At 61.7% G+C, this 19,619-nt stretch carries 20 protein-coding genes; 10 read left to right on the forward strand and 10 right to left on the reverse strand.

Going from position 1 to position 19,619, the window contains the following annotated elements; genetic code table 11:
* Positions 1 to 37: 37 nt before the first annotated feature.
* Positions 38 to 2,320: an OmpA family protein gene (locus tag DevBK_RS02810; protein ID WP_317184397.1), complete on the reverse strand. Its 2,283-nt coding sequence runs from the start codon at positions 2,318 to 2,320 to the stop codon at positions 38 to 40.
* Positions 2,321 to 2,576: 256 nt separating this feature from the next.
* Here DevBK_RS02810 and DevBK_RS02815 point away from each other — a divergent pair, with 256 nt between their 5' ends.
* The gene (locus tag DevBK_RS02815) at positions 2,577 to 2,996 is read left to right on the forward strand and encodes a secondary thiamine-phosphate synthase enzyme YjbQ (RefSeq protein WP_061910840.1); all 420 of its coding nucleotides are present in this window, start codon (positions 2,577 to 2,579) and stop codon (positions 2,994 to 2,996) included.
* Between the two features lie 14 nt (positions 2,997 to 3,010).
* Positions 3,011 to 3,829 (forward strand): sulfite exporter TauE/SafE family protein, encoded by an 819-nt coding sequence (locus tag DevBK_RS02820; RefSeq protein WP_317184398.1) that lies wholly within the window; start codon positions 3,011 to 3,013, stop codon positions 3,827 to 3,829.
* Positions 3,830 to 3,999: 170 nt separating this feature from the next.
* On the opposite strand, the gene DevBK_RS02825 is transcribed toward DevBK_RS02820, so the two are convergent.
* Positions 4,000 to 4,713, reverse strand: coding sequence for an SIMPL domain-containing protein (locus DevBK_RS02825; RefSeq protein WP_061910733.1), 714 nt, complete (start codon positions 4,711 to 4,713; stop codon positions 4,000 to 4,002).
* Between the two features lie 240 nt (positions 4,714 to 4,953).
* Here DevBK_RS02825 and DevBK_RS02830 point away from each other — a divergent pair, with 240 nt between their 5' ends.
* Positions 4,954 to 6,105 carry a fumarylacetoacetate hydrolase family protein gene (locus DevBK_RS02830; RefSeq protein ID WP_317184399.1) on the forward strand — a complete coding sequence of 384 codons (1,152 nt, stop codon included), beginning with the start codon at positions 4,954 to 4,956 and terminating at the stop codon, positions 6,103 to 6,105.
* Between the two features lie 48 nt (positions 6,106 to 6,153).
* Positions 6,154 to 7,593 carry an aldehyde dehydrogenase family protein gene (locus DevBK_RS02835; protein WP_061910737.1) on the forward strand — a complete coding sequence of 480 codons (1,440 nt, stop codon included), beginning with the start codon at positions 6,154 to 6,156 and terminating at the stop codon, positions 7,591 to 7,593.
* Positions 7,594 to 7,653: 60 nt separating this feature from the next.
* Here the strand turns inward: DevBK_RS02835 and DevBK_RS02840 are convergent, their stop codons facing one another.
* Both DevBK_RS02840 and DevBK_RS02845 read right to left on the reverse strand, forming a co-directional pair.
* Positions 7,654 to 8,076 carry a DMT family transporter gene (locus tag DevBK_RS02840; RefSeq protein WP_062631699.1) on the reverse strand — a complete coding sequence of 141 codons (423 nt, stop codon included), beginning with the start codon at positions 8,074 to 8,076 and terminating at the stop codon, positions 7,654 to 7,656.
* Positions 8,073 to 8,570, reverse strand: coding sequence for a DMT family transporter (locus DevBK_RS02845; protein WP_062631700.1), 498 nt, complete (start codon positions 8,568 to 8,570; stop codon positions 8,073 to 8,075). Before DevBK_RS02845 ends, DevBK_RS02840 begins: the two co-directional genes overlap by 4 nt.
* 412 nt (positions 8,571 to 8,982) lie before the next feature.
* Between DevBK_RS02845 and DevBK_RS02850 the strand changes: the two genes are divergently transcribed.
* The 5 genes from DevBK_RS02850 to DevBK_RS02870 all read left to right on the forward strand — a co-directional run bounded on the left by DevBK_RS02850 (position 8,983) and on the right by DevBK_RS02870 (position 12,201).
* Positions 8,983 to 10,614, forward strand: coding sequence for an MFS transporter (locus DevBK_RS02850; RefSeq protein ID WP_317184400.1), 1,632 nt, complete (start codon positions 8,983 to 8,985; stop codon positions 10,612 to 10,614).
* Positions 10,614 to 11,063: a YaiI/YqxD family protein gene (locus DevBK_RS02855; RefSeq protein WP_317184401.1), complete on the forward strand. Its 450-nt coding sequence runs from the start codon at positions 10,614 to 10,616 to the stop codon at positions 11,061 to 11,063. Before DevBK_RS02850 ends, DevBK_RS02855 begins: the two co-directional genes overlap by 1 nt.
* Positions 11,064 to 11,267: 204 nt before the next feature.
* Entirely contained in the window at positions 11,268 to 11,474 is a 207-nt protein-coding gene (locus DevBK_RS02860; protein ID WP_317184402.1) for a cold-shock protein, read from the forward strand.
* A gap of 47 nt (positions 11,475 to 11,521) precedes the next feature.
* Positions 11,522 to 11,776, forward strand: a complete 255-nt coding sequence (locus tag DevBK_RS02865) for a hypothetical protein (RefSeq protein ID WP_061910750.1) — start codon at positions 11,522 to 11,524, stop codon at positions 11,774 to 11,776.
* Positions 11,777 to 11,952: 176 nt separating this feature from the next.
* Positions 11,953 to 12,201, forward strand: a complete 249-nt coding sequence (locus tag DevBK_RS02870) for a hypothetical protein (protein WP_317184403.1) — start codon at positions 11,953 to 11,955, stop codon at positions 12,199 to 12,201.
* Positions 12,202 to 12,216: 15 nt separating this feature from the next.
* Here the strand turns inward: DevBK_RS02870 and DevBK_RS02875 are convergent, their stop codons facing one another.
* Positions 12,217 to 13,140, reverse strand: a complete 924-nt coding sequence (locus tag DevBK_RS02875; protein ID WP_317184404.1) for an MYG1 family protein — start codon at positions 13,138 to 13,140, stop codon at positions 12,217 to 12,219.
* Between the two features lie 189 nt (positions 13,141 to 13,329).
* Between DevBK_RS02875 and DevBK_RS02880 the strand changes: the two genes are divergently transcribed.
* The gene (locus tag DevBK_RS02880) at positions 13,330 to 14,466 is read left to right on the forward strand and encodes a GGDEF domain-containing protein (protein WP_317184405.1); all 1,137 of its coding nucleotides are present in this window, start codon (positions 13,330 to 13,332) and stop codon (positions 14,464 to 14,466) included.
* Here the strand turns inward: DevBK_RS02880 and phoB are convergent.
* The 5 genes from phoB to pstC all read right to left on the reverse strand — a co-directional run bounded on the left by phoB (position 14,463) and on the right by pstC (position 19,600).
* Positions 14,463 to 15,164 (reverse strand): phosphate regulon transcriptional regulator PhoB, encoded by a 702-nt coding sequence (phoB, locus tag DevBK_RS02885; RefSeq protein WP_061910755.1) that lies wholly within the window; start codon positions 15,162 to 15,164, stop codon positions 14,463 to 14,465. The genes DevBK_RS02880 and phoB overlap by 4 nt on opposite strands.
* A 105-nt stretch (positions 15,165 to 15,269) precedes the next feature.
* Positions 15,270 to 15,986 carry a phosphate signaling complex protein PhoU gene (gene phoU / locus DevBK_RS02890; RefSeq protein ID WP_061910756.1) on the reverse strand — a complete coding sequence of 239 codons (717 nt, stop codon included), beginning with the start codon at positions 15,984 to 15,986 and terminating at the stop codon, positions 15,270 to 15,272.
* Between the two features lie 23 nt (positions 15,987 to 16,009).
* Positions 16,010 to 16,792: a phosphate ABC transporter ATP-binding protein PstB gene (gene pstB, locus DevBK_RS02895; RefSeq protein WP_061910842.1), complete on the reverse strand. Its 783-nt coding sequence runs from the start codon at positions 16,790 to 16,792 to the stop codon at positions 16,010 to 16,012.
* A 68-nt stretch (positions 16,793 to 16,860) separates the two neighbouring features.
* Positions 16,861 to 18,225 carry a phosphate ABC transporter permease PstA gene (pstA, locus tag DevBK_RS02900; RefSeq protein ID WP_082461332.1) on the reverse strand — a complete coding sequence of 455 codons (1,365 nt, stop codon included), beginning with the start codon at positions 18,223 to 18,225 and terminating at the stop codon, positions 16,861 to 16,863.
* Position 18,226: 1 nt separating this feature from the next.
* Positions 18,227 to 19,600, reverse strand: coding sequence for a phosphate ABC transporter permease subunit PstC (gene pstC / locus DevBK_RS02905; protein ID WP_317184406.1), 1,374 nt, complete (start codon positions 19,598 to 19,600; stop codon positions 18,227 to 18,229).
* Positions 19,601 to 19,619 lie beyond the last annotated feature (19 nt).

Here is a 19,619-nt window from a genome sequence, read left to right on the forward strand (position 1 = left end):
CGGACTTGCGTCCGGCCCCTTCGCGGTAATTGGCCGCTTAGCCGTTGCTTGCGACAGTCACAAGCGGGGTAATGCGGCGGATGGTAACGCGGCGATTTTCGCGCTCGGCCGTCTCCGTACGGATCTTCAGGTAGCGCTCGCCATAACCCTGGGTGGCCAGGTTTTCGGCTGGGACGCCATAGAAGTCCGTCAGGATGCGGGCGACCGTTGCGGCACGCAGATCCGAGAGGCGCAGGTTCGAGATGTCCGAACCGACGGCATCGGTGTGACCTTCGATCAGGAAGGTTTCGGCTGGGTTGGCGGCCAGCAGATCCAGCATGCCCTTGGCAACGTTGGACAGCGAAGCAACCTGGTTGCGATCGATGGTGGCGGCACCGGTATCGAAGGTCAGATTACCGACTTCGAGACGGCGGACGCTGTCACGAACGCGAGCCGAGCGCTTGACTTCGTCGATCGAGTAGAGGCGCTGAACCTGTTCCACCGGCGGCTGACGGAAGAAGCTAGAAACTTCGTTCTCATCGGCATAAGCGGCATCGAGCACGTAGTCACGGGCCGGGATGTTGAGACGCAGCGGGGGCAGGTCAAGGCCCGGGTCACGCCAGGACAGCAGCTGGTCGTCATAGCGATCGTCGAACGATGCAAGTACGATTTCACGGCCATCTGGCGTGATGCGCGAGCGACGCAGAATGTCGCCGTTGCGGTTGCGGACAGTTACGACCTGGCTGCCATCGGGACGCGAGACGACTTCACGGACGCGGCCATTGGAGAGGTTTTCGTAGTAAACTTCGTCCTGCTGTGGATCATAGAAGCGGTCGGTATCCTGGCCGATCGAATTGACGATCAGCTGGGTGCCAACCTGCAGGATCACCTGGGTCACCAGATCACCGGCAGTCGCTTCGCGCACCGGCACCTGCTCGACAACGGTGATGTTGTTCTGCTGGCCGATATTGGTCTGCGAATTGTCCACGACCGTCGTGTTGTTGTTGATGGTCGTGTTGTTGGTCGTGCCGGAATTGTTGTTGGTGATATTAGTGATGTTGGTGATGTAGTTGTTCACCACGGTCTGGTTGACCGTCGTGTTTTCAGTCGCGGTGACTGCGGTACCCTGTTCGGCAGTGGCCGACATGGCAGCGGCGTCGACAGCCATAGTGCGAATTTCTTCGGACTGAGCGGCCTGGTCATTTTCAGGCACAGCCATGCGTGCCGACGCGTTGGCGTCGGTCGTGGCTTCGGCATTCGCATCGACTGCCGGCTCAGCAGGAGCCTGGCCATCGGGCGACAGCACAACATCCTTGGCGCTATCGAGAACCGGAGCGATCTGGTCCTGGGTTACGCCTTCTGGAAGATCTTCGATAACTTCGGCAGGCTGGCCATCGACGGTGACTTCACCTTCGGCAGCAGGCGCTGCGTTGGGATCGACCGTGCCGTCAGCAGGGGCAGTCTGATCAGCAGGCTGACCTTCGACTGGAGCCGCTGGGGTCACGTCCTGCACGTCGGGCAGCGGGTTGAGGCTTAGGCCAAGCGGAGCAAGGCACGAGTCAACATCGGGCAGGCCGGCGTTCGAGCAGATCGAATTGATCTCGGCGAGTGCTGCGTCGATGCGCGACTGGGCACCGGCGGCATCGCCACCTGCGGACAGTTCGGCAACGGCAGCATTATAGGCTTCGACCTGAGCGGTGAGCTGGCCGGCGATGTCGGAAGCAGGGGCGCGTTCTTCGGCAGCCGGAGCGGGCTGTTCTGGCGCACGTTCTTCGGCGGCAGGGGCAACTTCTTCCGGAGCCTGCTGCTGCGCTTCAACAGGGGCTTCAGGCTGAGCTTCGGGAGCCTGTTCAGCTTCAGGGGCTACCTGGCGCTGTGCGGGTTCTGGTGCTGCTTCGGTCTGAGCTTCTGGCTCAGGTGCCACTTCGGCAGGTGCCGGCTCTTCAGGAGCAGCTTCCGGTGCTGGCGCGCGCTCGGCAGGTGCAGCCTCAGGCTGGGGTTCCGGCTCGGGAGCAGCCTCGGGCTGCGGTTCTGGTTCAGGGGCCGCTTCAGGCTGCGGCTCAGGGGCAGGGGCTGCCTCTTCCGGAGCGGGAGCGGGTTCTTCTGCTGCGGGGGGCGCAGCTTCTTCGGCCGGAGCTTCAGGAGCCGGGGCAGCTTCTTCCGGTGCAGCGGGGGCGGCACCAGCGGGCTGAGCGGCGATACATTCTTCCAGCGTTGCAAAGCCCTGGTCGATACAGACCTGGGGCAATTCGGCAGGCGCATCCTGTGCAAAGCCCACATTCGGGACCATGCTGATCAGCGTCATGCTGGTGCCGGCGAAGAGCCAATTTCTGAGGCGCATTATTTTATCCTTCGTCGTGTGTGCCACGTTGTGCTGAGCATCGTGGGAGCTATCTGAACGGAGGCTGAATGATCAGCCGAGCGTCATACCGCGGCCCAGCATCCCCGCAAAGCCCCAAACGCCGGAGGTTTCCGGACGGTTCCGCAGATCGAACGACGAAGTTGCGCGTGGCAGATTTTGGCTGGATTGCGGCATGGATAGCCGGTTGCAGCGGGAGCGCTCGCGGTCCCAGCCGCTTCGTGCTAGGCCCGATTGCATGCACCAGGCGATCGAACACCTCACCATCAGAACCGACGGGCAGGCTCTTTACGAGTTCACCCGGCAGATGCAGGCTGCCATCGGGAAGGCGGGCATCGACATCGGGCTCGTGACAGCGTTTGTGCGCCATACATCCTGTTCGCTGCTGATCCAGGAAAATGCCGATCCGGATGTGCAGGTCGATCTTGTCGGCTATTTCCGTCGGCTGGTGCCCGAAGGCATGGACTGGCTGGTCCATACGCTTGAGGGGCCGGACGATATGCCGGCGCATATCAAATCGGCGCTGACGCAGACCTCGATTGCCATCCCCATTGTCGATGGGCGCGCGGTGCTTGGCACCTGGCAGGGCATCTATCTTTTTGAGCACAGGCGCCGGCCCCATAGCCGGGACGTCGTGCTGCATATTTTGGGGGAATGAGCATGGATTGGGCAATGATGGCCAGTTACTGGCCGTTCGTCTTGAGCATGCTCGCGACGGGCGTCGTTTCGGGTATTGCGGCGGGCCTGCTCGGCATAGGGGGCGGCGCCGTGATTGTGCCGGCGCTCAGCACCGCGCTGTCGCTAATGGGATATGATTCCGATGTGGTGCAGCATGTGGCGGTCGGTACGTCGCTCGCTATCATCATTCCCACGGGCATCATGAGCGCGCGGTCGCACCAGAAGCGTGGGGCGCTCGATATGGCGGTGCTGAAGCTTTGGACGCCGTTCATCGTGGCCGGTACCTTTGTCGGCGGGCTGATGGCTGGCTTGTACTCGGGCGACGTGCTGCGTGTGGTCTTTGCGGTGATGGCCTTTCTCATCGCGGCCAATATCATCTTCTCGTTTCAGACGAGGCTGATGGGGCACCTCAAGGAATCAAAGGCCGTGCACCGGACCGCGGCGGCAATCGTTGGCTATATCTCGTCGCTGATGGGCGTGGGCGGCGGGTCGCTGACCGTGCCGACGCTCGTGGCGTTCGGCAAGACGATGCATGCAGCTGTCGGTACGTCGGCGGCAATCGGCGTCGCGATCGCGCTTTCGGGCACGCTGGGTTTCGTCATTTTGGGATGGGGCAGGGCAGAGTTGCCGCCGTTCAGCCTCGGCTATGTCAACGGCATTGCGTTGGTGCTGGTCGGAGTGACGGCCGCCGCCTTTGCGCCTTTGGGCGCGGCGCTGGCGCACCGGATGGACCAGCGAACGCTCAAATATGTCTTTGCCGCATTCCTCGTCGTCGTGGGGCTCAACATGCTCTGGAAAGTGATGGCAGGATAGACTGGTGGGGGCGGGTGACTACGGTTTGGGGCCGCCCCCACCGTCCAAGCTCCGCAAAAAGAGGAGCCCGGAAAACTCGACGCCTTAAAGGCTCGAAAGCCTAAACCGGTGGCGCCGGTTCAGGCTGGACGTCGGTCATCAAGGTGGCCGGTTCAAGGCCTTTGAGAAGATTAGTTGGTCTTGTTGTCCAGTTCCCACTGAACGTTGACGCCGATTTCGAAGGTCATTTCGCCCGCTTCTACCGGCACGGCAGCCTGTGCTACATCAGCACGGGCGTACATCGGCATCTGAATCGGGCTGTTGATATTCTGGCTTTCCGAGATGGCTTCGAGCTCACCGAGCGTCGCGTTGGCGGCGGTGGCATAGAGCTCGGCCTTTTCGCGGGCATCGGCGAAGGCCTGCTTGCGGGCTTCGTTGTAAAGATCGGTCGGGTCGGCGACGGAGAAGTTCACGCCATTGATGGTGTTGGCGCCGACATTGACGGCCATATCGAGGATATTGCCAAGTTCCTTGAGATCGCGGACGGCAACGGTGACCGTGTTGGACACCTGATAGCCATTGATCTTGGGCGGGAGGGTGTAGCCCATATCGTCGCGGGTTTCGGAATAGACATAGTTCGGATTGACCGAGAAGCCCGAAGTCTGGATATCGCGCGGCTCGATGCCGGCTTCCTTGAGGGTCGATATCAGCTCGGCCATGGCAGCCGTATTGGCATCGAGCGCGGCGCGGGCAGTTTCGGCTTGGGTCGTGACGCCGGAATTGATGAGGGCCATGTCGGGAGCCGCGCGGACCTCGCCACGCCCTTCGATGGTGATGGTGCCGGCATAGGCCGGGACGGCAGCGGCGAGGAGGGCGAAGGGGGCAAGGGCAGTCGCGAAACGCATGGCAAACTCCTGAGTGTTCGGTGGGGTCATCCATACCCCAGCCAATGCGTCAGTATTGCGGCGCAGATGAACGGGACTTGAACCTGTCCAAAGCTTTCCGTTCAGCCAATCGAAAGCTACCGCTTAAACCCGCGGCGGCCCTTGGCATGGCCAATAAGTATGATTATTTGTTTCTCAAGGGTTGCGTCCGGCCGTTCTGGCGGGGTAGTCACAGCCATGATCTCAGCAGAGGGCGGCACGATGAACGTGACTATCATTCCCGAAGGTATTCTGCTTGGGCGTGCCAAAGTCCCCGGCTTTGCAGAGCCTCGGATTGTCACGGTTCGCGATGGTCACGTGGTTGATATCACGGCCAAGGGCATGGCGACGGTGCGCGATATCGCCGAGAGCGGCCGTGCGGCCGAGCATGTTCGCTCGGCAAGCGGCACTGTGCTCGGCGCTGTCGATGCGATCGTTGATAATTCGTGCACTGGTCAGACCAGTGAAAATTTGCCGGTTCTGCTTTCTCCCATCGATCTCCAGGCCATCAAGGCTTCGGGGGTTACGTTCGTCGTTTCGCTGCTCGAAAGAGTAATCGAAGAACAGGCCCGCGGGGATAAGTCGCGCGCCGATGCGCTGCGGACGGAAATTCTCGACCTCATCGGGACCGATCTGTCCCAGCTTGTGCCGGGCTCGGAGCCGGCGATGAAGGTCAAGGCGGCGCTGATCGAAAAGGGCGTTTGGAGCCAGTATCTCGAAGTGGGGATTGGGCCGGACGCCGAGATTTTCACCAAGAGCCAGACGATGAGCTCGGTTGGCTTTGGCGCGGAGGTCGGGCTGCATCCGATTTCGAGCTGGAACAATCCGGAACCGGAAGTGGCGCTGCTGGTGACGAGCAAGGGCGAGATCGTCGGTGCAACGCTCGGCAATGACGTCAATCTGCGCGATGTCGAAGGGCGCTCGGCGCTGCTATTAGGCAAGGCCAAGGACAACAATGCCTCGGCTTCGCTTGGGCCATTTGTGCGGCTCTTCGATGGTGATTTCACGCTCGAAACCATCAAGAATTCTGAGATCGCGCTGCGCGTCGAAGGTACGGATGGCTTTGTACTCGAGGGCGCTTCGAACATGGCGCAGATTTCGCGGACGCCGGAATCCCTGGTGGCAGCGACGATCGGCAGCCACCATCAATATCCGGACGGGCTAGTGCTTTACCTCGGCACGATGTTCGCGCCGGTGAAGGATCGCGACGGCGCAGGCAAGGGCTTTACCCACAAGCTCGGGGACATAGTCTCCATTTCGACGCCTTCGCTCGGTACGCTGACCAATACCGTCAACCTCTCCACCAAGTGTCCGCCCTGGACCTATGGCACCAGCCATCTGCTGCGGGATCTTGCCCGCGCTGACCTCCTCTAGCTGCCGCGTTTCTGCCGGCAGAACCTGAATAACCCGAAAGGCCTCGATATGAGCGAACTGCACAAGAACCTGATCAATGGTGAGTGGGTCGGCGCCGATGGTGTCGAAAACATCAATCCGTCCAATATCAACGAAGTGGTTGGCGTTTATGCACGCGCGACTGCCGAAGAAACCAAGCAGGCCATCGCTGCCGCCAAGGCCGCCTTCCCGGCATGGTCGCGCTCGGGCATTCTTGAGCGCCATGCAATCCTCTCCAAGGCAAGCCAGGAAATCCTCGCGCGCAAGCAGGAACTGGGCGAGTTGCTGAGCCGCGAAGAAGGCAAGACGCTGCCTGAAGGCATTGGCGAAGTGACACGCGCTGCGCAGATTTTTGACTTCTTTGCCGGCGAAACGCTGCGCCTGGCGGGGGAAATTCTCCCCAGCGCGCGTCCGGGTCTGACGGTCGAAATCACCCGTGAGCCGGTCGGCGTTATCGGCATCATCACGCCGTGGAATTTCCCGATCGCCATCCCATCCTGGAAGATGGCGCCGGCTCTTGCCTATGGCAACACGGTCGTCATCAAGCCTGCCGATCTCGTGCCGGGTTCGACCTGGGCGATCGTCGATATTCTCGTGCGCGCCGGACTGCCCAAGGGCGTCGTCAACCTCGTGATGGGCAAGGGTTCGGTGGTCGGCCAGACCATGCTGGACAGCCCCGATGTCAACGCGATTTCGTTCACCGGTTCGGTGGGGACGGGCAAGCGGGTTGCCGAGGCTTCGGTCAAGGTTGGCCGCAAGTTCCAGCTCGAAATGGGCGGCAAGAACCCGACCATCGTGCTCGACGATGCCGATCTCAAGATTGCCGTCGAAAGCGTTGCGCAGTCGGCATTTTTCTCGACCGGCCAGCGCTGCACGGCGTCGAGCCGCGTGATCGTGACGGAAGGCATCCACGACAAGTTCGTCGAGGCGCTTGCCGAGCGCACCCGTAACCTGCGCGTGGGCGATGCTCTTGATAAAAATACGGAAATCGGGCCGGTGGTCGATCCCGGCCAGCTCAAGCAGGACACCGATTACATCGAGATCGGCAAAGGAGAGGGTGCCAAGATTGCCGCTGGTGGCGAGCGCGTCACCAAGGACACGGAAGGCTACTTCCTGCAGCCGACGCTCTTTACCGAAGCGACCAATTCCATGCGGATTGCGCGCGAAGAGATCTTTGGGCCCGTGGCCGCCGTCATTCGCGTGAAAGATTATGAAGAGGCGCTAGCGACCGCAAACGACACCGAATTTGGTTTGTCCGCAGGTATCGTCACGACCTCGCTCAAGTATGCGACGCACTTCAAGCGCAACTCGGAAGCCGGCATGGTCATGGTCAATGTACCGACCGCCGGCGTCGATTTCCACGTGCCGTTTGGTGGGCGCAAGGGCTCGTCCTATGGCTCGCGCGAGCAGGGCAAGTACGCGGCCGAGTTCTTCACTATCGTGAAGACAGCTTACACCGCAGCCGGCTAAAGGCCGCAAAATCTGGATGTGAAAACGGGGCCAATTGGCCCCGTTTTTGTTAGCATTCCGTTATCGCCGACGTTGGGTGAGCGCCATTCCCGCTAAAATCATGATGATGCCGAGGGCCGAGGCCCAGATCGTCACGGGTGCGCCGCGCATGAGATCGAAGATCACCCCGAAGACCATCTGGCCGGCGATGACGAGCAGCGTCGAATTGACGGCGCCGATGCGGGTGATGAGCCAGGAGCCCGAAGCGACGAAGACGACGCCGATGGCGCCGCCGGTGAAAATCCACCACGGCATCTCGCCGATATTGGCGGGGATAAGTCCGCCGACAACGAGCCCGATAAGGGTGAGGACGACGAAGCCGACGACGTGATTCCAGAATGACGAAATCATCGGGGTCGAAGACATCGACATGCGGCCATTGACCTGGCGGCTGAGGATGACGAGGACACCGGCGGAGAAGGCGGCGATGAGCGGCAGGATCATGCGGCACCAAATCCGAAGAGGATGATGAGAAGGCTGCCGCCGGCGATGAGGATGACGGCTCCTGCATCGCGTAGGTCGAGGCGGCGGCGGGCGAGGCCGAGGAGGCCCCAATAATCGGCGGCGAGGCTGAGGACGACCTGGCCTGCGAGACCAAGCGCAAGGGTGCCGGCCAAAGCGAGGGGCGAATTGACGGCGGTCGAGGTCAGCATGACGGTAACGGCGCCGAAGATGCCGCCGAGATAGGCCCAGAGCGGAGCCTTGCCGTGCTGGGCCTCGGCGATCTTGGTTGCGGCACGTTCGCGGCGCCAGATGAGGGCGAGGACGGCGACGGCGACGACGGTGCCGACGCCGTGGGCCAGCCACGACGAGAAGAGTGCGCCGCCCAGACGCCCGGCTTCGCCATTGACGAAGATGGCGAGGGTCAGAAGGCCGCCGCTGGCAAAGGCCGCAAGGAGGTGCAGCGGGTTTGGCCGCTGGGTCTGGGATGGGGTCATGGGCGCGATTCGAGTGAGGATGGTTCTAGGAAGTGTATGCGTTTGTGGGTTGGGGTTCATCCCCGCTGTGGGGTCACTTCTCCACGTGCCGTTTAGATGTACTAGCCAAACCACTGGTCTTCCCTCGGGCTTGACCCGAGGGTCTCTGGTCGCGGTCAAAACCCTTGCGGCTCCTGCATTGGCCCTCGGGTCGAGCCCGAGGGAAGGATGGTGGTTGGTGAGGCTTTGGAAGACCAACAGCATCCTCAGAAAGAGATTGCCCGCTCTGCGCAGAAAGATCGCGTTTGTCGCGGGATCGGTTCGGGCCGGCCATGCTTTATGGAGGAGGGCGGGGCGGGTGACGGGGCGGTGCCGAGAATGGTCTTGCCTTGGTCAACCGGCTGGCTCATGAACGGGCGAGGAGCTGAATCATATGGCTGAGCGCACATCTATCCTGGCGCCCTTTCGTCACGAGACTTTCCGGACGCTTTGGGCTGCAACGCTGATGTCCAACCTGGGTGGGTTGGTGCAGTCGGTAGGCGCGGGGTGGATGATGACGACGCTGACCACCTCGCACAATATGGTGGCGCTGGTGCAGGCCTCGACGACGCTGCCGATCATGGTCTTTTCGATCGCGGCGGGCGCACTGGCCGATAATTTCGATCGGCGGAGCGTGATGCTCGTGGCGCAGGCCGGGATGGCGCTCGTATCATTGTCGCTGGCCATAACGGCCTGGATGGGGCTGCTCAATCCCTGGCTGCTGCTGACTTTTACCTTCCTTATCGGCTGCGGGACGGCGCTGTTCAATCCATCCTGGCAGGCCTCGATGGGCGATATCGTGCCGCGCGACGACCTGCCCGGAGCGGTGACGCTCAATTCGATGGGTTTCAACATGATGCGCAGCGTCGGCCCGGCGGTAGGCGGCATGATCGTGGCGCTGGCGGGGGCGAGCGCGGCTTTTGCCGTCAATGCGCTGTCTTATCTGACGCTGATTGCGGCGCTCTGGCGGTGGCAGCCCAAGCGGACGAAATCGCGCCTGCCGCGCGAGCGGTTTGGCAGCGCCATGCTGGCGGGTGTGCGCTACATGTCGCTCTCGCCGAACCTGCTGACCGTGCTGTTCCGTGGGTTCCTGTTCGGTTTTGCCGCCATCGTCATCATGGCGCTGCTGCCTTCTGTCGCCGAGGAATATGTGGGCGGCGGGGCGCTCGTTTACGGCACGCTGCTCGGCTGTTTCGGACTTGGGGCCATTGGCGGGGCGTTTCTCAATGGTCGGATCCGGCAGCGGTTTTCCAATGAGGTGATCGTCAGGCTCGCCTGTCTCGGTTTTGCAGCAAGCTGCCTTGGGTTGGGGTTCAGCCGCGACGCCTTGCTGAGCCATTTGGTCTTGCTGCCGGCAGGGGCATGCTGGGTGCTGTCGCTCTCGCTGTTCAATGTCTCGATACAGCTCTCTTCGCCGCGCTGGGTGGTTGGCCGGGCGTTGTCGCTCTATCAGACGGCGACGTTTGGTGGCATGGCGGGCGGAAGCTGGATCTGGGGTTTGACGGCTGACGCGACGGACCCGCAATGGGCCTTGGTCGTGGCCGGTGGCGTGCTGCTCGTCTGCTGCGGGGTGGGCTTCGTGCTGCCGCTGCCGCAGTTCAACGATCGCGATCTCAATCCGCTCGGGACCTTCAACGAGCCCTTGCTCAAGCTCGACCTTCGGCCGCGGAGTGGTCCGATCATGGTGATGATCGACTATGAAATCGCCCAGGAAGACATTTCGCGGTTTCTGGCGCTGATGAGCGATCGGCGCCGGATCAGGATCCGGGACGGGGCGCGGCAATGGTCGCTGCTGCGCGATCTCGAAAAGCCGAACATCTGGGTTGAGAGTTATCATGTGCCGACCTGGGTCGACTATGTCCGGCACAACCTGCGGCGCACCAAGGCGGATGCGGACAATACCGAGCAATTGCGGGCGCTGCATCGCGGCGAGGGACTGCCGCATGTGCACCGGATGATCGAGCGGCAGACCGTGCCGCTCGACGATACGACGCCGCTGCGCGATAGTCCTGAGATTGGTGCCTGATGGTCGCGATCTATATCGATGCCGATGCTTGCCCGGTCAAAGACGAAGCGCTGCGCGTCGCGGAGCGGCATGGGCTCATGATCACCTATGTCGCCAATTTCGGGCTGCGGCCATCGCGCGACCCGATGGTGCGCAATGTGATGGTGCCGCAAGGGGCCGACGCGGCTGATGACTGGATCGTCGAGGCGGTGGAAGCGGGGGACCTCGTCGTGACCTCCGACATTCCGCTGGCAAGCCGCGTGCTGGCCAAGGATGGGGTGGCGATCGGACCGACGGGGAAACTGTTTACGTCTGACTCGATCGGCATGGCAATGGCGATGCGCGAGCTTAATCAACATCTTAGGGAGACCGGCGAAAGCCGCGGGATTAATGCCAGTTTCACGGCAAAGGATCGCTCCAGTTTCCTCCAACAGTTCGATGCGGCCGTGCAGCGCGCCAAGCGCCGTTAGATATAAGTGAACGCTGCCTTGACTTTGACGCATTGAACGCGATATATCTGATCATACGTTTTCTGCCCGCGTGGCGACCTGACCTTCCCGGTATAGCCGGTTGATTGGCTTTCCTTTCGAACTGCAAACGTTGGTATCTCCCGGTGCATATCGCGCGGGAGAAATGCTCGCTTGCACAGCTTCGAGCCAATTCAGAGACTTCCCATGATCAATGGTACTGTAAAATTTTTCAATTCCACCAAGGGTTTTGGCTTCATTTCGCCCGATGACGGCGGCAAGGATGCCTTCCTTCATATCTCGGCTCTCGAGCGTGCTGGCGTGACCACCGTCGCCGACGGCCAGAAGTTAAGCTATGATCTGGAACGCGGCCGCGACGGTCGTGAGTCCGCGATCAATGTACAGCTTGCCTAAAGCAGATCTTGCCGGGGCAGCACTGCCCCGGCGTTCAGGAGCGTCTGATGTCTCATCTGTTTAAGGTCGGCGAGATGGTCGATCTGCGATCCGCTCCCCGCCACAGCAATCGGCCCAATGGGCCCTGCGAAGTCATTGCCTGCCTGCCACATGATAGTGGCCCAGTGCAATATCGGGTGAAATCGCGCGGTGAAAGCGTTGAGCGGGTGGTCGATGAAGTCGACCTGTCGCCGAGCAACGCCACCAAGGCGACCAGCACGCTGGCTCAAAGCGTCTTCAGCATTGCCGTGAACAAACGCTAGTTCGTTCCGGCTTGATCAGCGCATAGGCGGGTTTCGATCCTGCGGCGTTTTCGCTGCAGCGGCACCGCCACGCGCTGTCGTCGCGCTGAAATAATCGACAGCTATTGTTGTCCAATACAAATCATTCGGCGCCTTTGCGCGCCGGACGTCGGCGTTTTGCCGAAAGAAAGTTTAGAATGAATACGCAGATATTGAATATGCCGGGACAGTTGTTCCTCGGCACGAATGTTGAAAATGCATTTGCCCAGGGCGGGCGCCGGTTTTCGTCGGCGGCCAAGGCCGTACGCTTTGCCATGGAGCAGGCAGCGCCGGTGAGCCTGCGCGGTGCCATGCTCAAGGTTGAGGGCGAAACGCTTGGGCCGGACCAGATCCGCACCCTTCACAGCCAGATGGAAACCATCGGGCAAGAGTGCCGCGCGCGATAGCGCGGCCCGTCGACTTTAGGCCGCGTGGCTCTTGAGTGCCTCGGCCACCGCGAGCTCTGCCATTGTCAGGGCCGCAGCGCGGGTTCGCGCAGCGGCGATAAAACGGCCGTTGTGGCAGAACGTGGCGCCGGGAACACCGGATGCCTTTTCCAGATCCTCATTGACGAGGCCAGCCCAGGCGGCAGGCAGATCGGCACGAAGCTCGAAGCCTTCGCCGCGACGGATGCCTGTTAGGCACCAATCCTTATCGCGCGGATGGACGACGAAGAGCAGATGGTCGGCGCCGGCTTTTTCGATGGCCGGGCGGAACGGCATGCCCATGGGCAATTCCAGAACGCGGCCGGGCCCGGTGGCCTCAATGGCGGCAAGAACTACGCTTTCGGCGCGGAGCTTTGCGGCTGCGCGCTTGACGCCGGCTTCAACGAAGCTGCGCGCAACGGCAAGCGCCTGCATGAAGGCCTTTTCGTCAGCATCGGTATCGGTGTCGTCGAAATCGGGCTTCAGGGTTTCGAGCAGCGAAGAGAGCGACAGGCCGGCGAGGGGGCCCGACGGGCTCTGCGCGCCATTATCGACGAGATCGATCGGCAGAACGAAACTGCCGTCAAAGCTCTCGTGGATGCTGTCCACATGGTTTGCCGGGGTGCCGAGGGCGGCGATGTAGTCGCGCCCAAAGTGCTTCCAGACGAGACCGAAGGAGCTGTAGGGCTGGCCATCGTCGCGGAGGGGCGCCCCGCGCTGGTGATGATCGAAAATATTGGCCGCTGGATCATAGGCACCGCCGACATCGTAGATGATGCGATCGGGGGCTGGGGCGATCCAATCCGGAGCGCGGGTGCGCACGACGCTGGCCTCGGGAAAGAGGCGCGTGAGGATGACGCTCGAGAGCAGTTCATCGGCATGAAATCCGCCAGAATGGGTGACGAGGAACTGGACAGACATGCCGGTTTGCCTTGCTTTCGAACGGTAAGGAAGCGTTAGCCTCAGCTAGCCTGCTTCGGGTGTTTGGCGCAATGGTATCAAGCCCATAAGCCTTGCATTAACTGGTCTGACCTTAGGTTGAAAGAGAGGCGGAGGCGAATCCGCTTGGGCGGCGTTACAGGCCGCAAAGTGTTTCTGCCGGGGAGTTTTATGGTCAGCCTCAATTGGGTGACGACGTCGGGTTTTGCCATTCTGGCAATCCTTTGCGTCTGCGTTTTCCTCGGCATGCGACGCATGCCTTCTTTGGCATGGCTTGTCGCGACCGCTGTAATCGCGACGATCGAGACCGTTTTTCTGGCCAATGCACAATTTGAGACCGTAAGCTCCAATGCCGTCGCCGTGCTGACGCCACTGGCCTATATCTGCTTTGGCGAGGCCATTCGCGCGGCGCTTGGGCAGCGGAGCCGGAACTGGTGGCTCTATGGCGCTGTGGCTGTGTTCACTCTTGCAGCTGTATCGCTGAAGCTGGCCGATGTGCCGTTCAGCTATCGGACGCCGGTGTTTCAGATCGCTTGTGCGCTGGCGCTTTGGGACGGCATCTATCGGCTGGCCAAGTTGCCGACGCGCAGCTTTATCGATCACGGCCTGATCGGGGTGGTCGGCGGGCTGTTCGCCATCTTCATTTTCAGGGCGGTGACCTATCCGTTCATCTACGGGCCGGACGTCGCCTATGCGGTCATTCGTGCGGGCGATATCGAGCGGGCGACGCTCATGCTCTCGGCATTGCTGTCGGCTGTAGCTATTCTTTTGACGCTCGCGCGGATCATCAATGGCGTCATCGTGGCTTATCGGCGGCGCTCGGAGCTCGACAGCCTCACGGGGCTTTTGAACCACCAGGCGTTTCATCAATTGGCGAGCGTCGCCGGCAAGACCGGTGGCAGCGTGATTTTCTGCGATATCGATCATTTCAAATCGATCAATGACCGGTTCGGCCATTCGGCGGGCGACAAGGCGCTGTGCGCCTTTGCCGAGCTGTTGCGCTTGAGCGGTTATCAGACCGGGCGTCTGGGTGGCGAGGAATTTGCCGTGCTGGTGCCGGGCGGGTCGATCGCGGTGGCGATGATCGAGGCTGATCGGCTGCGCAAGAAATTCAGTGACCTGCGGCATGCCAATATGCCGGGCGATCTGCGGATTACGGCGAGCTTCGGCATTGCCGAATATGAAGCAGGCGCGGAGCCGCGGCAGGCGTTTTCGAAGGCGGACGCGGCGCTTTATGCGGCCAAGTCAAGCGGCCGCAATCGCGTGAGCGTGCATCAGGCCGAGTCAGTCAAGAGCGCTGCAGCCTAGGCTGGCTGGCCGAAGCGCTCGTCGAAGGCGTAGCCGGCGCCGCGGACAGTGCGGATCGGATCGCTTTCGCGGCCGCGATTGATGGCGCGGCGGAGGCGGCCGATATGGACGTCGACGGTGCGCTCATCGACATAGACGTCATTGCCCCAGACGCCATCGAGAAGCTGCTCGCGCGAATAGACGCGGCCGGGATGGCGCATGAGATATTCGAGGAGGCGGTATTCGGTCGGGCCCAAGTGCACGTCGCGGGTGGAGCGGCGGACGCGATGGGTGGTACGGTCGAGTTCGAGATCGCCGACCTTGAGCGCTGCCGTCACGAGGTTCGGATTGGCGCGACGGAGGAGGGCGTGGATGCGGGCGACCAGTTCGGGGACCGAGAAGGGCTTTACGACATAGTCGTCGGCGCCGGTCGAAAGGCCGCGAACGCGCTCTTCTTCTTCGCCGCGAGCGGTGAGCATAATGATGGGGATGCGCTGGGTTTCTTCGCGGGCGCGGAGACGCCGGCAGAGTTCGATGCCTGAAATCTCGGGCAGCATCCAATCGAGCAGGATCAGATCCGGCAGCTTGTCCTGAATGGCGAGCTGGGCTTCGTCGCCGGTTTCGGCGGTGACGACGCGAAAGCCTTCGGCTTCGAGATTATAGCGCAAGAGGATGGCGATATCGCCCTCGTCTTCGACAACGAGAATGGTCGCGGGCATAGGCGTGCTCCATCGATCGGCCTCAACGTCTGGCCGAAAGTCATGGTTCTTGTGGTTTACCCCCACCCGGCCTCCCCCTGAAAGAGGGGGAGGGGAAGGAAGGGTTTACGCTTTGATCTGCGTGCGGTGCAGTTCCTGGACGTCGGCCGTGAGTTGCTTGCCGGTTTGCAGGTAGTAGGCGCGTTCGGCGATGTTGGTCGCGTGGTCGCCGATGCGCTCGAGGTTTTTGGCGCAGAAGAGGAGATGCGTGCAGGTGGTGATGTTGCGCGGATCTTCCAGCATGTAGGTCAAGAGTTCGCGGAAGAGCGAGGTGTGCATGGCGTCGACTTCGTCGTCGCGGTTGCAGACTTCGACGGCGGCTGCCGCATCGCGATTGGCATAGGCGTCGAGGGAGTCCTTGAGCTGACGGAGGACAAGGGCGGTCATGTTCTTGACGCCATTGTAGAAGGTCGGCTGCAGGTTGATGCCTTCGAGTTTCAGCGAACGGCGAGCCAGTTGCTTGGCCATGTCGCCGACGCGTTCGAGATCGTTGGCGACGTGAACGGCGGTGATGACCGATCTCAGGTCGCTCGCCATCGGCTGGCGGCGGGCGATCAGGGAGACGGCCATTTCGTCGATCTTGCGCTGCATGTCGTCGATGCGCTGGTCGGCGATGATGGTGAGGTCGGCCAGCTCGCGATCGAGCTTGAGAAGGGCCTTGGTGCCGTTCTCGATGGCGACTTCGACCTGGCCGCCCATTTCGGCAATGGTCTGGGCCAGGGTGTTGAGCTCGTCGGTGAAGGACGAGACGATGTGGTCGGACGTGCTGTTATTGGTGGGCATGATGTTGGCTCCTCGTTCCGCGATCAGCCGATGCGGCCCATGATGTAGTCCTGGGTCTGCTTGTTCACCGGATTGGTGAAGATGTCTTCGGTCTGACCCTGTTCGATCAGATTGCCCAGATGGAAGAAGGCGGTGCGCTGGCTGACGCGGGCGGCCTGCTGCATCGAGTGGGTCACGATGACGATGGTGTAGTTTTCGCGCAGTTCGTCGATCAGCTCTTCGATGACGGCGGTGGCGATCGGGTCGAGGGCCGAGCAGGGCTCGTCCATCAGGATCACTTCGGGGCCAACGGCGATGGCGCGCGCGATGCAAAGACGCTGTTGCTGGCCGCCGGAGAGGCCGGTGCCGGGCTCGGCCAGACGATCCTTCACTTCTTCGAAGAGGCCGGCCTTGCGGAGCGATGACACGACGATTTCGTCGAGATCGGTCTTGTTACGGGCGAGGCCATGGATGCGCGGGCCATAGGCGACGTTGTCGTAGATCGACTTGGGGAAGGGATTGGGCTTCTGGAAGACCATGCCGATGCGGGCGCGCAGTTCGACCACGTCCAGATCCTGGGCATAGATGTCCTCGCCATCGAGCTTGATAGTGCCGCCGACCTTGGCGCCTTCGATGGTGTCGTTCATGCGATTGATGCAGCGCAGGAAGGTCGACTTGCCGCAGCCCGATGGCCCGATGAAGGCGGTGACGGCGCGGTCAGGAATGTCGATCGAAATGCCGTGCAGGGCTTGCTTGGCGCCATAGTGGACGGTGACGTCGCGGGCGGTCAGGCGGATAGGGCGGTCAAGCACGTCAGTCGGGTTCATAGCGGAGTCCAGGTTCTGGGAGGTCTTCTTTACCTTGCCGGCAAGCATATCCATTTGGATCACACTCCTTAAGCGCGCTTTTCAAGGCGGGAGCGGAGATAGATCGCCACGCCGTTGAGCAGGATCATTACCCCAAGCAGCACCATGATGGCGGCTGCGGTGCGGGGCTCGAAGAAATTGCGGTTTTCATTGCCCTGCCAGAGATAGATCTGGACGGGAAGGGCGGCGGCCTGATCGAGCGGGGTTGCGGGGACCGACGCAACGAAGGCCTTCATGCCGATGAGCAGCAGTGGGGCGGTTTCACCGAGGGCATGGGCGACGCCGAGAATGGTAGCCGTCAGGATCGAGGGGAAGGTCACCGGCAGGACGTGGTGGAACACCATCTGCGTTTTCGAGGCACCCATGCCGAGCGCTGCCTGGCGGAGGGCCGGGGAAACGCCCATCAGCGCGCCACGGGTGGCGATGATGATGGTGGGAAGGGTCATCAGCGTCAGCACCAGGCCGCCAACGAGCGGGGCGGAGATCGGCAGGTGGAACCAGTTGATGAACACCGCGGCGCCGAGGAGGCCGAAGACGATCGAGGGGACGGCCGCGAGGTTGTTGATGTTGACCTCGATGAGATCGGTGAGGCGCGATTTTGGCGCGAACTCTTCGAGATAGATGGCCGCGGCAACGCCGATCGGAACGGCGAGGACGACAACGATCAGCATCATCCAGAGCGTGCCGACAAAGGCGCCGAGGAGACCAGCGGACGCAGGCGCCGAGCGGCTATCGACATTGGTGAAGATCGACCAAGCAAAACCATTGGTGATGGTGCCGTTTTCTTCGAAGATGTCGATCAGGCCACGGGTTGGCGCCGAAAGCTGCTGTTGGGTATCACCGAGCGAGCGATCGATATTGCCCTTCACCCAATTGGCCGTATTGGCCGAGGCGAGCACGTCGACTTCGACGGTCTGGCCGAGGAGCGAGGGATCGCTGACGAACTTTTCGCGAATGGCGTGGCGGGCATTGGTCTCGGGGATCGCGAGTAGTTCGCGGCTCGTAATGTCGTAGCCTTCCGGTAGCGCCTTGCGAAGCGAGGCTTCGACAATGGTGTTCCAGTTGAGGAGCGCCACTTCGCGCTGCCACTTGAGGCTTGCCGCATTGAACTCGGCTTCCGAGGCGAAATCGGCACGGGCAGGGGCCGGGCCAACGTCGATCACAGCCGGATCATAGGTGACGGCCAGGTGGACGTTGGACTGGATGAAGGCCGGGATGCCCTTGCGGAACACATCGACGAACAGCAGGGCCACGAAGCCAAGGGCAAGAGCGATGGCGGCGATGCCAAGGCCGCGGAAGATTTGCTCATTCAGGTGACGGCGGCGGAGGCCGGACCGGACAAGCTTGCGGCGATCGGCGCTGGCGCTGGAGGACGTCTGAATATCGGTAGCCATTTTATTCGTACTGCTCCCGGAAGCGGCGCACGATGTAGAGCGCGAAGATGTTGAGGCAGAGGGTCACGACGAAGAGCGTCAGGCCCAGAGCAAAGCCGACCAGGGACTGCGGGCCGGTGAAATCGGTATCGCCGGTGAGCTGGTTGACGATCGAGACTGTGATGGTCGAGACGGGCTCGAGCGGATTGCCGCGAAGGATGGGCGCGTTACCGGCCGCAAGCACCACGATCATGGTTTCGCCGATGGCGCGGCTGACGGCGAGAAGGAAGGCGCCGACGATGCCGGGAAGGGCGGCGGGCAAGAGGACGTTGCGGATCGTCTCGGACTGCGTCGCGCCAAGGCCATAGGCACCATCGCGCAGGGTGCGCGGCACCTGGTTGAGGATGTCATCGGAAAGGGACGAGACAAAGGGGATGATCATGATGCCCATGACCACGCCCGCCGTGAGCGCCGAAGTGGCGCTGACCTGGAGGCCGATCGCATTGCCGACATCGCGGAGGAAGGGACCGACCGTGACGAGGGCGAAGAAGCCGAAGACGATTGTCGGAATACCGGCGAGGATTTCGATCAGGGGCTTGGCGACGGCGCGGAGCGATTTTGGGGCATATTGGCTGAGATAGATGGCAGCCATCAGGCCGACCGGAACGGCGACCAGCATGGCGATGGCCGTGATCATCAGCGTGCCCGACAGCAGCGGCAGGAGGCCATACTGACCGTGATTGGTGCCGCCAGCATTGTTGGGGGCCCAGACAGTGCCGAAGAAGAAGTCGATGGGGTTGATGAAGGTGAAGAACTTGAACGCTTCGGTAACGAGCGAGGCGACGATGCCGACCGTGGTCAGAATGGCAACAGCCGAGCAGGCGAGGAGCAGGATATTGACCGCGCGCTCAACCTGATTGCGAGCGCGGAGGCGCGCCGTGATCTGGGAGCGGGCATAGAGGAGGCCTGCGCCGCCCGCCACGATGGCCAGGATCAGCGAACCGGCAAAGGTGATGAAATTGAACGAGCGCAGCGCATCGCCGGCGGCCTGTTCGTATGGGGCCAGTTCACCGGTGACGCCATAGCCGGAGGCCAGGGAATTGACGCGGTTGATGGCATTGTTGAGGCCCATCTGATCGAGCGACATTACTGTGTCGGTTGGGATCAGAGAGACAGTGTAATTGCGGGTGATATCGCCGCCGAACCAGGCCCAGAGCAGCACGACTGCAAGCGCGGGCAGCATGGCCCAAAGGGCGGTGAAGGTGCCGTGATATTGCGGGCGGGAGTGAACGGTCACGCCATTGGTCGTGACGAGGTTGCGGCTCCTCGACCAGCCGGTCTGATAGGATATGCCTAGGATGACGAGCAGTACGCCGGCTACGACCAGAGCATTCATCGATGCGCTCCCGCGGGAA

The sequence above is a fragment of the Devosia sp. BK genome (assembly GCF_032907385.1).
Classification (GTDB): domain Bacteria; phylum Pseudomonadota; class Alphaproteobacteria; order Rhizobiales; family Devosiaceae; genus Devosia.

Excerpts from the sequence above, each read along its gene's own strand:
- DevBK_RS02810 (WP_317184397.1), bottom strand. The coding sequence starts at position 2,320 with ATGCGCCTCAGAAATTGGCTCTTCGCCGGCACCAGCATGACGCTGATC.
- DevBK_RS02815 (WP_061910840.1), top strand. The coding sequence starts at position 2,577 with ATGCACCAGGCGATCGAACACCTCACCATCAGAACCGACGGGCAGGCT.
- DevBK_RS02820 (WP_317184398.1), top strand. The coding sequence starts at position 3,011 with ATGATGGCCAGTTACTGGCCGTTCGTCTTGAGCATGCTCGCGACGGGC.
- DevBK_RS02825 (WP_061910733.1), bottom strand. The coding sequence starts at position 4,713 with ATGCGTTTCGCGACTGCCCTTGCCCCCTTCGCCCTCCTCGCCGCTGCC.
- DevBK_RS02830 (WP_317184399.1), top strand. The coding sequence starts at position 4,954 with ATGAACGTGACTATCATTCCCGAAGGTATTCTGCTTGGGCGTGCCAAA.
- DevBK_RS02835 (WP_061910737.1), top strand. The coding sequence starts at position 6,154 with ATGAGCGAACTGCACAAGAACCTGATCAATGGTGAGTGGGTCGGCGCC.
- DevBK_RS02840 (WP_062631699.1), bottom strand. The coding sequence starts at position 8,076 with ATGATCCTGCCGCTCATCGCCGCCTTCTCCGCCGGTGTCCTCGTCATC.
- DevBK_RS02845 (WP_062631700.1), bottom strand. The coding sequence starts at position 8,570 with ATGACCCCATCCCAGACCCAGCGGCCAAACCCGCTGCACCTCCTTGCG.
- DevBK_RS02850 (WP_317184400.1), top strand. The coding sequence starts at position 8,983 with ATGGCTGAGCGCACATCTATCCTGGCGCCCTTTCGTCACGAGACTTTC.
- DevBK_RS02855 (WP_317184401.1), top strand. The coding sequence starts at position 10,614 with ATGGTCGCGATCTATATCGATGCCGATGCTTGCCCGGTCAAAGACGAA.
- DevBK_RS02860 (WP_317184402.1), top strand. The coding sequence starts at position 11,268 with ATGATCAATGGTACTGTAAAATTTTTCAATTCCACCAAGGGTTTTGGC.
- DevBK_RS02865 (WP_061910750.1), top strand. The coding sequence starts at position 11,522 with ATGTCTCATCTGTTTAAGGTCGGCGAGATGGTCGATCTGCGATCCGCT.
- DevBK_RS02870 (WP_317184403.1), top strand. The coding sequence starts at position 11,953 with ATGAATACGCAGATATTGAATATGCCGGGACAGTTGTTCCTCGGCACG.
- DevBK_RS02875 (WP_317184404.1), bottom strand. The coding sequence starts at position 13,140 with ATGTCTGTCCAGTTCCTCGTCACCCATTCTGGCGGATTTCATGCCGAT.
- DevBK_RS02880 (WP_317184405.1), top strand. The coding sequence starts at position 13,330 with ATGGTCAGCCTCAATTGGGTGACGACGTCGGGTTTTGCCATTCTGGCA.
- phoB (WP_061910755.1), bottom strand. The coding sequence starts at position 15,164 with ATGCCCGCGACCATTCTCGTTGTCGAAGACGAGGGCGATATCGCCATC.
- phoU (WP_061910756.1), bottom strand. The coding sequence starts at position 15,986 with ATGCCCACCAATAACAGCACGTCCGACCACATCGTCTCGTCCTTCACC.
- pstB (WP_061910842.1), bottom strand. The coding sequence starts at position 16,792 with ATGAACCCGACTGACGTGCTTGACCGCCCTATCCGCCTGACCGCCCGC.
- pstA (WP_082461332.1), bottom strand. The coding sequence starts at position 18,225 with ATGGCTACCGATATTCAGACGTCCTCCAGCGCCAGCGCCGATCGCCGC.
- pstC (WP_317184406.1), bottom strand. The coding sequence starts at position 19,600 with ATGAATGCTCTGGTCGTAGCCGGCGTACTGCTCGTCATCCTAGGCATA.